Here is a 13,544-nt window from a genome sequence, read left to right as displayed (position 1 = left end):
TCACAAGCATCCAGCCATACAAGTCTCATGAACCGTCGCCGCTTTCTTCATACTGCCATCGCTTCTGCTGCCCTGCCGTCTCTTGCCACCGCTCAAGAAGTGAAAGCGAAGGCCGGGAAGCGCATCCTGCTGCGTTCCTCGTGGCAGACAGTGAACATTGGCGACATCGCGCATACGCCCGGCATGCTACATCTGCTGGAGAAGCATCTGCCAGAGTATGAAGTGACCCTCTGGCCCAGCAGCGTGGAGAACGGCGTCGCCGAGATGCTGACGAAGCGCTTCCCCAAGCTGAAGATCATGGGGACGACCGCAGAGGCCAAGAAGGAGGCCTTCGAGACACATGACTTCCTGCTGCACGGCTCAGGCCCAGGCATCGTCGGGCAGAAGTCGATCCTCGAGTGGACCGAGAAGACCGGCAAACCGTATGGCATCGGCGGCGTGACGTGGAGCGGTGGTGGTGCGGACAAGGGCGAAGGCGTGAAGGTGATCAGCGGCGCGAAGTTCGCCTTCTTCCGCGATTCTGTTTCCCTGGAGTTGGCCAAGTCCAAAGGCGCCACCAGTCCCATCATGGAGTTCGGGCCCGACGCGACCTTTGCATGCGACCTCGTGAATGACGAGCCTGCTGCTGCGTGGCTCAAGGAAGTGGGTCTTGAAGATGGAAAGTTCGTCTGCTGCATCCCGAAGCTGCGCAACACGCCCTACTGGGAAATCAAGAAGGGCGTGAAGTTCGACGAGAAGAAGAACGCCCGGAATGAGGAGATGAAGGAGCATGACATCGCGCCGCTACGCAATGCGGTCATCGCGGTGGCGCAGCAGACGCCGATGAAAGTGCTGCTCTGCCCTGAAGACGCCAGCCAGATGAAGCTGAACAAGGAGATGATCTACGACAAGCTTCCCGAGGACGTGAAAAAGAAGGTCGTGTGGAGGCAGGACTACTGGCTCACCGATTTCGCGCAGAGCGTGTACAACCGCAGCGCGGGCCTCTTCGGCAACGAACAGCACAGCCCCATCATGTGCATCGGCCACGGCATTCCGGCGATTGTGTGCCGCTACAAGGAGCAGACCAGCAAGGGATTCATGTGGAAGGACATTGGTCTGAGCGAGTGGCTATTCGATCATGACTTCGATGAGGCGGAGAAAGGCCTCACGCCTGCGGTGCTGGCCATCGTGAACGATCAAGCTGCCGCCAAAGCGAAGGCCGCCAAAGGCAAAGCCGTGGCAGATGACCGCATGAAGCGCATGATGGATGTGCTGCGCGCGGAGTTGGAGGGGTAGCAGCTATAAAAGCTTGCAGCGAGATAGTGGCCGACTTTCTCCGAAAGTCGCTGCGGACGATACTACCCACATGCTTGATTTGGCCTGCAGGCTGAGAGAGTGATTCCAGTCGCTCTCTCAGACTTCACTCAGATGGCCACACCTTGGAACGTTTGAAGTGCAGCGACTTTCGGAGAAAGTCGGCCACTATCTCGCAGCAGCGCTTGTCCGGGGATATCCGCTACACCTCACTGATAATCCCACTACTCGCTCCGAAGGTCTGCGCTTCGATGTTCATGTGGTGCAGCATACGGACGAAGAGATTGGACATCAGCATGTTGTTCTTCGTGTCGTAGGCGAGGTGGCCTTGATGCTTGAAGGTGCCGCCAGCGAGGATGATGGGCAGGTTGTTGTTGTCGTGGGAGGATGAGTTTCCGAGGTTGCTGGTGTAGATCACGCCCGTGTGATCCAGCAACGATTGATCGCCCTCCTTGGTGGCTTTCATCTTCTCGATGAACTCACCGAAGACTTTGACCTCGGCTTCTTCAATCAGCGCAAGCTGCTCCAGCTTTCCGGGGTCTTGACCGTGGTGCGAGGCATCGTGGTGGCCTAGGTTCACGCCATCGATTTCCGGGCGCTCCTGCGAGCCAAGCCACAACGTCATCACTCGGGTCGAGTCCGTCTGCAGGGCAAGATGCACAATGTCATACCACTGGCGCGAGCGCTCAAGCAACTGAGGTCCACCGAAGTCGTTGTTGGGCGTTTGATATTCCACCTTCGGCTTCGGCGTGGTGCTCCAGTGCTCATCCTGCTGGAGTGACTGCTCGGCCTCGCGTACTGAGGTGAGGAAGAGATCAAGACGCTCGCGGTCATTGCTGCCGACCTTGCGATTTAGTGAGCGGATTTGGTCACCCACATCATCTAGAATGCTCTGGCCGTCCTTCACGCGTTGCAGTTCGCGGGCCTCTTCTTCCGGAGTGCCTGCGATGAAAAGCTTGCGGAATACCTGCGTGGCACGCTGTTCTGCCGGAAGGCGCACGCCGCGCTTGTTCCACGTCACATCGCCACCACCGAGATTCAGGCAACGGAAGCGCGTCTGATTGCCGATGTGCGAAGCGACTTCCTGATCCAGCGAGATGCCGTTTTTGATGTCTTTGTCCCGGATGAACTCTGGAGCCACACCTGTAAAGATGCCGACCTCCGCGAAGTGGCCTGCGGCATAGCGATGCGACATGCCGGAGAACACCGTGAACCGATCGCGCAAGCCTTCCAGATTCTTCAGGTACCTGCTGGCGACATAGTCTTTGCCTGCCTTCTCCGGGAAGAAGTTCGGCCCATACATGCCCAACGGCTGGCCGACCAACACCATGCGTCGCGGAGACTTCAGGGCGGTCTTCTGTGCTTCTGACGCTCGAAGTGGCATCATGGCATCGAGAAAGGGAAGTCCAATGGCCACACCCGAAGCGCGGAGAAACGTGCGGCGATCCATGCGGGAAGATGATTTCATGGCAGTTGAAATGGGAATGGTTGGATGACGCTCGTTTACTTGTTCAGGAATACTCTGCTCTGCACCACCTCATGCACCAGGGTGCGAAATCCGTAGTTGTTCGCCTTCAGCTTCGCGACGATCTGCTCCACCACTTCGCGATCCGCGAACTGGATGTCTGCACCGGTCGAGTAGATGAGCAGCTTCTTGGTGAGGCTGCGGGCGATTTGATCTTTGTCTTCGAGAAGAAGCTTCTTGTAGTCGCTCAAGTCCTTGAAGGGTTTCCCCTCGGGCGTGACTGCGCCTTGCTCGACATCAGGTCCTCGGTACACGCCACGGCCGGTGTAGGGCAGGTTTACGGTGCCAGCCTTCGTGCGGGTGGTGACGCGGTAGAACTCACGCCAGTTGCCAATAGGATCGTAGTTCTCCAGTGCGAATCCGGGTGGATCGATATGCGCGTGGCAGGAATTGCATGCTGGCGTGTTGCGATGCATGTCGAGCTGCTGCCGGATGGTGGTGGCTCCGCGGATGTCCGGCTCGATGGCGGCGACATCCGGCGGGGGCGGTGACGGTGGCTTGCCAATGATCTTTTCCAGTACCCACTTCCCGCGGAGGATGGGCGAGGTGTGGGTCCCATCGGCGGTAACCTTCAGCACAGAGGCGTGCGTCATCACGCCACCGCGTCGGCTGTCCGCGGGCAGTTTCACTTTCTTGAACTCACTGCCAGTCACTCCGGGAATGCCATAGAGCATGGCGAGGCGTTCGTTGAGCATGGTCCAGTCGGAGTCTACGAAGGTGAGCAGGCTCAGGTTGTTCTTCAGCACTTCTTCAAAGAATAACTCCGTCTCAAGCGGCATGGCCCAGAGCAGGAGATTGTCGAAGTCGCTGTAGAGCTGAGGGTCGGGGATGGTGAAGTCAATCTTCCTCAAGTCCAGCCATTGCCCCGCGAAGTTCTTCGTGAAGTTGTGTGCCTTCGGCGAATTCAGCATGCGCTCCACCTGGGCACGCAGGGTGGCGGGCTTGTGCAGTTCGCCCCGGTACGCGAGCGACAGCAGCTCGTTATCAGGCAGTGTCGACCAGAGGAAGTAGGAGAGGCGCTCTGCGAGGGAGAAGTCATCGAGCCTGGTCGTGGCCAGTTCGCCACCGGCTGCTGCGGGAGCACCGGGTGCGTTGCTCAAGAAGAGGAAGTCCGGGGAGGAAAGGATGAGCTTGTAGCCATACATCATGGCATCGAAGAAGGTGTACTTCTCATCGAGCTTGCCCTGCACCTTCTGCACGTAGTGCTGCTGCACTTCCTCACTCACAGCGCGACGGAATGCACGTGGCAGGAAGGCGCGGATGAGTCGCGCGGCATCTTCTTTCGGGTTCGCGGAGTCCGGTACCAGCGGATCGGCGTTCCATTGGAACTCATTGCGATTCTCCGGGATCTTCGGCACACGACCACCGGTTTGTTCCGCCTTCACCACGGAGCGTGCCTTGAGTGGCACACCGGAGAACAGCGTGTTGTAGCTGGGCGGTGGAAAGGCATCGATGGGCCCTTCGATTTTCAGAGACTCCACCAGCACCCCAGGACCGGTGTATTCCTCGAGGGGTTTCTTGAACCCGCGAATGTCCCAGGTGGTGAGGAAATTCAGCACAAACGCCTGCTTCCGCGCGAGGTCGATCTCGTATTCGATGATCTGCGGCTCGCCGTGGGGGATGTCGCGCACGTCCCGCAGCACGGGGCCTTCGCGTCCACTCTCCATCACGGTCATGAAGCCCACCGAGACAGGTTTCGTGTCAGCGCCCACGGCGCAGGCCTTGATCTGGATCTTGTAACGGCCCGCCACCGGCGCTGGCACGGTGGAGCAGAGACCGTAGCGTGGCAGCTTGCTGTAGATGATGAGGGCGTCTCCCTGGAGCTTCGAGTTGCGTCCCAGGCCTTGTTTGAAGTTGGGTCCCTTCTGGGTCATCTCCAGCCCCGTGCGCGTGTTGCTGAAGGTCATGGGCGGCTGTACCGGGATGGCGGCGGTGATGGCCTTTGTCGCGGCATCCTGATAGAGGAGGAAGTGCGTGGCCGAGAGGTCGAGGCCACTGCTCACATTGTCGAATCCCGCCGTGGTGCTGTCCTCAGGCAGCATCTCCTTCAGCGAGGTCTTGGTGCCCAGGAGATCATTGACCGTGTTCTCATATTCCGTGCCGTTCAGCCGGCGGATCATCACGCGTCCCTGTTTCTGCTGATGGGCGAGTGAGGCGTTGTGCAGTTCGCCACGCAAATAGGCCGTGGCGGCCTGCAGCGCAGGCTGGGGCGGGCGCTCCTCCTTCTTTGGCGGCATCTCGCCGGAGGCCATCTTGTCGAGCACCTTCACCCAGCTGGCGGAAGTCCTGGCGCTCGCGAAGTCCACGGGAAGAGTATCGAGCCGCAGTCCGGCTTTTTGCACATCTTCACCGTGGCAGTCAATGCAGTGCGCATCCAGCAGTGTCTTCACCTGGGTATTGAAAGCACCCGTCGTAGATGCGGGCGTGGGCGCGGCGGGACAGGCGATTGCCGTCACAGCAAGGGCGAAGGGTACAGACAGGCGGGACGAGAGCATGGAGCAAACCGCGTGGGTGAAGGCAGGGCAGGTGGGAGGTCAACGCACGGAGTCGGCCCAAATTGCAGAGACGATTGAAAAGGAATTTCCCTCACGCGTCCATCACGGACAGGACTGCGACTTTCACAGGGCAGTCAGGACGGGGCGAGCGTGAGCCGACCTTTACGCCCAAGGCGCGCGCCCGGGGGGCGTAGGACGAAGGTTCAATAGCGGCAGGGCCACGAGTCTGCTGAATTCGAGGGAGTGAAGAGACCTTGCCAAAAGAAACCGTGACTGCTCAACTTTCGAATACCATGTCCGACGAGGCTCTCCTAGCTAGCGCTCGCACTGGAGCTGTTGAGGCTGGAGCGGTCGCATTGACCCCTCTGATTGGCCGGGACACGGAAGTCAGCTTGCTCAAGGATCGCTGGGAACAGGCGCAGGAGGGCATGGGACAGGTGGTCCTGCTGGTTGGTGAGGCAGGCCTCGGCAAGTCCCGCCTCGTGCACACCATCAAGCAAGTCGTCGTCGAACAAATGGAGGAGGCGGCGCCGGTGGGGGGGGCTGATAGCGCGCCAGGATCGCGCGCGCCATGCATCGTCGAGTGGCGCTGCGCGCAACAGTTTCAGAACACGGGCCTTTTTCCGGTCACGGATCAGTTTGCGCGCTTCCTCGATTTTCGCAGCGATGAATCGACGACCGCTCGGTTCGATCGGCTCGCGCGGCACCTCGACGACTATGGGCTTGGGCGACCGGAACTGGTGGCGCTTTTTGCCAGGCTGATGTTGCTCCCTCCGGACGAACGTTATCCGGTCGCTGGCCTGACGCCGGTGCGCGAGCGTGAGGAGACCTTTCGTGCGCTGCGCCAGTGGCTGAAGGCCTGTTCCGACAGGCACCCGCTGCTCTTTGTCATCGAGGACCTGCACTGGATCGATGCTTCGACACTGGAATTTCTTGGCCAATTCATCAGCGAGGGGCTGCATGATCGCATTCTCACCGTGCTCACCTTCCGCCCGGAGTTCAAGACTTCGTGGCCAGCCTTCGCCCACCAGACGAGTCTCGCGCTTAATCGCCTGACACGTCGTCAGGTGGGGGAACTGATGCGCAAGACGGCGGGGAGTGCTCCGCCGGAGGCGCTGGTGGCGCAGCTCTATGAGCGTACGGGCGGCGTGCCATTCCTCGTCGAGGAGTTTGCTCGAATCATTCGGGAAACGGTCGTGCCCGAATCAGGCGTTGATGCACGGCGCAAGGGAACGGCAGTGCCATCGCGCGACATTCCCGCCACCTTGCAGGATCTGATCCTCGCTCGGCTGGATGGGCTGTCGGCAAATCGCGAAGTGGCGCAATTGGCGGCGACATTGGGCCGTGAATTCAACTACGATATTCTGGCCGCGGTCGTGCATGTGGACGAGGAGGCGCTGCGCTCAGAACTGGAGAAGCTCGTCGGTGCGGGGATCCTTAATACGAAAGGTCAGCCGCCGCATGGCGCGTACGTCTTCAAGCATGCGCTGCTGGAAGAGGCGTTGCATGGAACTCTTCATCCGATGGAGAGGCAGAGCTTCCATCGCCGGGTTGCCGAAGCCATGGAGACCCGGTTCCCCGAAATCGCCGAACGGCAGCCGGAGCTGCTCGCGCAGCATTTCACAGAGGCAGGCGTCTTCGACAAGGCGGTGAGTTACTGGGCACTCGCCGGGCTCCGGTCGCGGGAGCGATTTGCGAATGTCGAAGCGATCGCGCATCTGACCAAGGGGCTGGGTTTGCTGGAGTCACTGCCGCCATCGTCCGCACGCGATGCGCGTGAACTCGATCTGCTCGGACCGCTGGGCACCACGTACATCGCATCGCGCGGTTATGCGGCTCCGGAAGTCGGTCCGTTATTTGATCGTGCGCGAGAGTTGTGTGATCGCGTCGGGCAGACACCGCAGCTCTTCGCGATGATGTGGGGAAACTTCGCATTCCATGTCGTACGCGGCGACTTCCGCCTGTGCGCGGAACTGGCTGAGGAGGCGATTGAATTTGGGACGCGGATGAACGACGCGGGAATCTTGATGGAGGCTCTGTTCCTGCGAGGCATCACCATGCTCTATCGTGGTGACTTTGCCGGAGCGCATGAGGCGTGTTCCCGGGCGATTGCCGAGTACGACGACCGGGCGCGTACCGCCTACTGGGCCACGCTCATTGGTGAGGATGGCGGCGTGACCACGCGCTGTTACCTCGCCCTCGCGCAGTGGCACCTCGGCCAGGCGGACAGCGCGCTCGCCCTCAATCGCGAGACGCTCGCTTTGGCACGGGATATCCGCCAACCCTTCAGTATTGTCTACGCCCTGCATCACACCGGATGGCTGTTTCAGCATTGCCGGATGGGCGCTGCCGTGCGGGCGGCCGGAGAGGAGGAGATGGAGATCTCAACCGAACAAGGCTATCCTTTCTGGCATGCTACAGGCACCCTCTACCGGGGCGCGGGCATGTTGCTCCAGGGACGGCCGGAGGAGGCGCTGGCGCTGATCGAAAGAGGTCTCGAAGCTTATCGGGCAACGGGTGCCGGGATCGCGCTCACCTTTTATCTCAGTGTGCATGCCGATGCGCTTACTCAAGTAGGCCGGCTCGATGATGCCCGGCGGGCGCTGGATGAGGCTTTTGCACTCGTGGAGAAAAATGACGAGCGGTTCCAGGAGGCCGAGTTGCTGCGTCTGCAGGGAGAGTTGCTTCTGGCCCAATCGGGAGATGAGCGAGGCGCCGAGGAGTGCTTTGACCGCGCGATTGAGACCGCCCGCCGACAACAGAGCCGCGCGTGGGAATTGAGAGCCACAACCAGTCTGGCGCGTGTGATGCGCCAGCGGAATCGCATCGAGCAGGCTTACGCAGCGCTGACGACGGCCTGCGACAAAATCACCGAAGGTACGACCTTGCCAGACCTCGCGGCGGCCAGGGCGTTGCTGAATGACCTGAGCAATGAGCGCATGCGTGGCGATTTCGCCGCCGGTGCCCAATATGTGCGCCAGTGCATTCCGCCGCCGATGAAGGGACCGGTGACGGTCGACTGGCGTTACATTCCGTCCTCGGAGCTTGGTGGAGATTCCATCGGTTATCATTGGATAGATGACGATCACCTCGCGCTCTATCTCATCGACGTGACCGGACATGGGCTTGATTCGGCACTGCTTTCCATCAGTATCAGCAATGTGATCCGTTCGGGTTCGCTGCCCGGTGTGAACATGCTCCGTTCCGACGAGGTGCTTGCCCGGCTGAATGAAAAATTCCAGGGGCACCTTCACGGCGGCAGGTTCTTCACGATTTGGTATGGCGTTTATGAGGTGTCGACCCACGTCCTGCACTGGTCCGGTGGAGGCCATCATCCGTCGCTTCTGTTCGTGCAAGGCTTGCCGGAACCGATTCAATTTCCTTCGACCGGTCCGATGATGGGCTTGATGCTGGACGCCGTTTTCCCCACCAGATCCTTCCGGGTTCCGTCCGGTTCACGCCTGCTGATCTTCAGCGATGGCGCTTTCGAAATCATGCGTGACCAAACCCTCGTTTGGGATTTGCCTGCCTGTATCAGCTATCTGTCCACCATCAGCGACCGGGCCGGACTGCTCATGGATGAGCTCCTGACACGAGCCCGAACTCTCCGCGGTTCTGAGCAACTCGAGGATGACTTCTCCATCATCGAGGCCCGCTTTGAATAAAGCCTGGCGAGAAGATGGAGAGTCAGGGTCGTCTACCTCGAGCGGAAGATCTCACTCGTCAGGCACTCAACGAGGATGGTGCGCAGGCCCAGGCCCTGCTTCTTTGCCTTCTCATGGATGTCCTGAATCACGAAGTCATCCGTGGACTCCATAAGACGACCGGTGCTGTAGGCGAGGATCTCACCGATGAGGTGGCGGATGAAGAGGTCTTCGCGGGTGTCTTTGATGATCTGCTTGAAGCCAGCAAAGTCCTTATAAGTCTCCCCGGAAGGGAACTCGCCGGTGGTATCGATCACGGGTGCCTTGGCATCCTTCTTCTTGGGTTGGGGATAGTTGCTGCGCCAGTGACCAATGGGGTCAAAGGCCTCCAGGCTGAAACCGAGAGGATCGATCTTGTGATGACACTCCGCGCAGGTCTTGTCGACGCTGTGCTTGGCAAGGCGCTCGCGGATGGTGGTGGCACCTGAGACATCGGGTTCGATGGCGGGAACTTCGTCCGGAGGTGGGGGCGGATGGATGCCGAGGATGTTCGAACTGACCCATACGCCACGAGTGACGGGCGAGGTCTCCACCCCGTTGGCACTGACCGTGAGGATGCCCGCCATGCCCATCAGACCACCTCGACGCGTATTGCCCTGCAGGCTCACCTTCTTGAAGCCATCAGCCAGGCGCAGCGACTTTGCTTCGGGCAGTTCGTAGAGCTTGGCGAGCTTCTTGTCCACGAAGGTGTAGTCCGCACTGAGGAACTGCGCCGCGGAACCATTGTTCTTGAGGAGGTCGCGGAAGAAGAGACTTACTTCCGCCTTCATGGATGCCGGCAGATCCTCCGCGTAGTAGGCGCGATTCGTCTCGCGCGGCGGAGGCTGGCTGCCCAGGTCGCGCATGTTCAGCCAGCTATCGAGGAAACCGTTCACGAACGCAGTGACCTTTTCATCGGACATCATGCGCTGCACCTGCTTGTTCAGCTCGGCATCCTGGGTCAATTGACCGGACTTGGCAGCATCGAGCAAGGCGCGATCCGGGGGCGCTGCCCAGAGGGCATAAGAAAGGCGCGAGGCGAGATCGTAGGGCTTCAGCGTCTTCGAGGATTCATCGGTGATCTCGCTGAGATAGAGGAAGGATGGCGAGCACAGGATGAGCTTCACTACATCCCTTGCAGCCTGTCGAGGCGTGGCCTTTTCAACCAGGCGCTTTTCGTAGAGGGCGCGGAGCGGCTGGCGGTCGCTGTCGGTCAGCGGCCGGCGATAGGCCTTTTCCGCGAAGGCAAAGAGCTGATCCACCGCACGCTCTTCCTTGAAACCTTCACTGCCGAAGACCGCGACTTCCTCCACACTACCGGCTTTCTCTGTCACCGGTCCTTTGATCTTAATCTCGCTGATGCGGATGTGCGGCAGCTGGCCTTCTCTCAAGATGTGTGCGCGGCCCACCAGAGAGGTCGGAATCTGTTCCTTGAACTCGTCTTTGTACTTCTGGTTGATCGTGATCACCGAAGCGCGCGATTCATACGGGCCGTTTGGGAAGATGAACCGCGGTGTCTGACCCGCTTCCAGCCACACGCGGAAATAGAGCCGCGTCGGCTTGTCATCAGGCACGGTCTTCGTCGCGAGCACGGGCTCGATGGCCTGCGGGTAGTGGATGTGTCCCTTAGTCACATCTCCCGGCACGATGCCCAGAATGAAGGGCTCCGAGAGGTCGATGCCAAAGATCGCGGGATCATAGTGCGTGTCCCGGTGCTTCGCCTGCGCCTCCACTTCGATATCGTACATCCCGGCCACGGGCACGCCGTTCAGGAAGTCCTCGATGTGGCCGTAGCCGCCCTGGCGAGTGTCGGTGTTGGGCTGTTCGTAGAGATTCAGGAAGCCAAAGTTGAAGGCGTCCTTGTGCGAGCCCTGGAGTTCCTCGTACTGGACGAAGTGGCCGTTGAAGCGCCACTGCTGCGGCTCCATCACGGGCTTGCCAAGGCGTGTCTCCACCAGACGGTTCGCCGCCTGGAAGTACTGGTCCACGAGGAAGCCTGAGGTCACCAGGGTCTTGCCAATGGTATCGATGTGCTGGCTGGTTTTCTCCTTCGGGAAATCGGCCGTGAGCCCCAGCGTATCCACCCTGCGACCGAAGAGCGTCGCGAGGGTATTCTCATACTCGCGGCTCGAAAGCCGCCGCATCACGGTGCGTGAACCGGAACTCTCCAGTTTGGTGCGCGCTGCCACGACGCCTTCACGCAGCGTCCGCAAGATGGCCAGCCGCTCCTCATCGGTCGGCTGGTCCGCCTTCTTCGGCGGCATCTCCTTCAGCGTGATCTGATCGATGATGTCCTTGGTCGCGATGAGATCGGCAACAGACTTCAGGGGCAGGCCGAAGGATTCGAAATCCCGGTCGCCCTTCTGAAGGCTGGAGTCATGGCACTCCAGGCAGTACTTGCCCAGGAACTGATTCACCAGTTGCGGTGCCGGAAGGGCGACCAGCGGACTGGGAGCCGGGCTCGGCGGAGTTGGAGGTTTGGGCGCAGGTGCAGCCACCGCAGCAGGAGCGGGCGCGGTGGCAGTGGGAGTCTGGGGCGGGGCTGCGGGCTTGGGAGCAGGCGCAGGTGTGGACGCAGGCGCTTCCGGTTTCGCTTGCGCCTTCGACTGTGGGGCGGGTGACGGAGCTGGTGGCTTCGTGTCACCTTGAGCACTCGCGGCACCGAACGACATCGCCGACACTCCGGCGATGATGCAGAGATGATGAACGACGCGCATCAGGCGAAACGACCGGTGCTGCTGCCGAAGTGATCGGTTTCCACGCCCATCTTCTGCGCGATATCCACGAAGAGATTGCAAAGCGGCACCTTGTTGGGGCCTTCACGCGACACCTGGCGGTACTCGCCATGCTTGTAGCCACCACCTGCGAGGATGATGGGAAGGTCCGAGTTCTTGTGCGAGTTGCCGTCTCCCATGCCGCTGCCGAAGAGTACCGTGGTGGAGTCCAGCAGGGTGCGGTCGCCGTCGTTCAACTTGGACAGGCGGGTGACAAATTTGCCGAAGTGCTCGAGCTGGTACTTCTCCAGCGTGATGAGGGCCGCGATCGACTCGGGGTCGTTGCCGTGGTGCGACAGACCGTGGTAGTCCTTCTTGATGCCCAGGTGCTGCGGCATGAAGTCGCCGCCGATCTCCAGCGTGGCGATGCGCGTGCTGTCGGACTGCAGGGCGAGCGCGATCAGCTCATACAGCAGCGGTAGGTCTTCCACGGCGTTGCGGTTCGCCGGCTTGTCAAAAGGCGCGGCTGGCTTGGGCTGCGTGGTCCAGCGCTTCCGGAGTTCAAGGCGCTTCTCCACATCACGCACGGAGGTGAGGTACTCGTCGAGCTTGTCCTTGTCCTCCTTGTTCACCTGTCGGGAGAGGCGATTCGCCTCTTCTCTCACGGAGTCCAGAATGGAGGACTGCACTTGATTCTCCTGCACACGGCGGTTTTGACGTTCCGTCGAGTCGCTGATGAAGAGTTTCTCAAACAGTTCCGCCGGGTTCGTAGTGGGCGGTACGCGTACGCCAGACTTCGTCCACGCGATCTGGCAGCCACCATGGATGCCGCCTTCGGAACCCACGGTTAGCGAGGGGAAGCGCGTCTCAAATCCTACCTCTTCCGCGAGGTACTGGTCGATGGTCACATTGCCATCGGGGCGATTCTGCGCCTCCGAATTCAACACGCCGGACAGGAAGGAGTGCACTGCGAAGTGCCCGCCCTTCACGCCGTGGTCCAGTCCACGATAGACCGTCATCTGACTGCGGTTGTCCCAGATGGGCTCCAACAGGGTCGTCTTCTCGTACGCCGCGCCCGCGGTGGTCGGGAACAGCTGTTTCACCTGAAACCCGAGCAGGTTGCCAATCGCCACAAACCGACGGGCTCCCATGCCTGCGCCCTTGGCCATCTGGACGGCAGCAGTGCCCCCCACAGCTTCGGCTTTGAGCGAAGTGAGACCTGGCAGTGCGAGCGTGGCACCGAGGGATTGGAGAATGAAACGACGGCGATTCATGAAGGGGAATTCAGGGGGTAAGAGTAATCGGCCTGAAACCGGCGTCCATTGCAAGAAAGTCGGCTCGGCAGGGGGCCGATTCGGGCATTTTGCCCTGATGTGCGCAGCGACGGAGTCGTGAGCGTCCCTTCGGCTCCAGAGCGCCCATCGAGCGAGCGGTCGTAGATGGCGGTCTCGAAAAACTCTTGCCAGTCTCACTTCCCCGTGGCACTCTGGGAGCGTTATGAACGCGATGCTCTTCCCGTACTTCGGCGTCTCCTGGAACAATCCAGGGGTGGAGAGCGTCCTTCTCGCTGATTTGACCTGAGTCCCTTTTCGAGATTCGTCCAGCCAGACTCAGATTCGGTTCCGGTTTCAGACCGGGCTGCTCCACCCCAAAACCCAATGCGGGCGGCGGACTGAAGGACCAGTAAACCGAGTCGACCTCGAAAGAATCAGACTCTCGTCTTGGAAGGAATGCCTTCTTCTGCCCGGCTCGCAGACTCCCCGTGGAACGATTGTTCCCGCCCTTCCTCTCCCGCTCTCGCCCTCGCTCCTTGTCCTTCCGTCGCCTCTTCGTC

At 60.4% G+C, this 13,544-nt stretch carries 6 protein-coding genes; 2 read left to right on the top strand and 4 right to left on the bottom strand.

All coding sequences use genetic code 11. From position 1 onward, the window contains the following. Positions 1–27 precede the first annotated feature (27 nt). Positions 28–1,275 (top strand): polysaccharide pyruvyl transferase family protein, encoded by a 1,248-nt coding sequence (locus tag G5S37_RS00325; RefSeq protein WP_206026256.1) that lies wholly within the window; start codon positions 28–30, stop codon positions 1,273–1,275. A 220-nt stretch (positions 1,276–1,495) separates the two neighbouring features. Here the strand turns inward: G5S37_RS00325 and G5S37_RS00320 are convergent, their stop codons facing one another. Both G5S37_RS00320 and G5S37_RS00315 read right to left on the bottom strand, forming a co-directional pair. After that, a complete protein-coding gene (locus G5S37_RS00320) occupies positions 1,496–2,761 on the bottom strand; it encodes a DUF1552 domain-containing protein (protein ID WP_165199602.1) in 1,266 nt (421 codons plus the stop codon). A 35-nt stretch (positions 2,762–2,796) separates the two neighbouring features. Next, a complete protein-coding gene (locus G5S37_RS00315) occupies positions 2,797–5,313 on the bottom strand; it encodes a DUF1592 domain-containing protein (RefSeq protein ID WP_165199600.1) in 2,517 nt (838 codons plus the stop codon). A 254-nt stretch (positions 5,314–5,567) separates the two neighbouring features. On the opposite strand from G5S37_RS00315, the gene G5S37_RS00310 reads away from it, so the two are divergent. Continuing rightward, positions 5,568–8,978, top strand: coding sequence for a SpoIIE family protein phosphatase (locus G5S37_RS00310; RefSeq protein WP_206026255.1), 3,411 nt, complete (start codon positions 5,568–5,570; stop codon positions 8,976–8,978). A gap of 32 nt (positions 8,979–9,010) precedes the next feature. On the opposite strand, the gene G5S37_RS00305 is transcribed toward G5S37_RS00310, so the two are convergent. Both G5S37_RS00305 and G5S37_RS00300 read right to left on the bottom strand, forming a co-directional pair. Next, on the bottom strand, positions 9,011–11,713 hold the full coding sequence (locus G5S37_RS00305) for a DUF1592 domain-containing protein (protein ID WP_240914767.1): 2,703 nt from the start codon (positions 11,711–11,713) through the stop codon (positions 9,011–9,013). Beyond that, positions 11,713–12,984 carry a DUF1552 domain-containing protein gene (locus tag G5S37_RS00300; RefSeq protein WP_165199596.1) on the bottom strand — a complete coding sequence of 424 codons (1,272 nt, stop codon included), beginning with the start codon at positions 12,982–12,984 and terminating at the stop codon, positions 11,713–11,715. The genes G5S37_RS00305 and G5S37_RS00300 overlap by 1 nt, the downstream gene beginning before the upstream one ends. Positions 12,985–13,544 lie beyond the last annotated feature (560 nt).

The sequence above is a fragment of the Roseimicrobium sp. ORNL1 genome (genome assembly GCF_011044495.1).
Taxonomy (GTDB): Bacteria; Verrucomicrobiota; Verrucomicrobiia; order Verrucomicrobiales; family Verrucomicrobiaceae; genus Roseimicrobium.
This window is presented reverse-complemented; position numbering and strand designations above follow the sequence as displayed.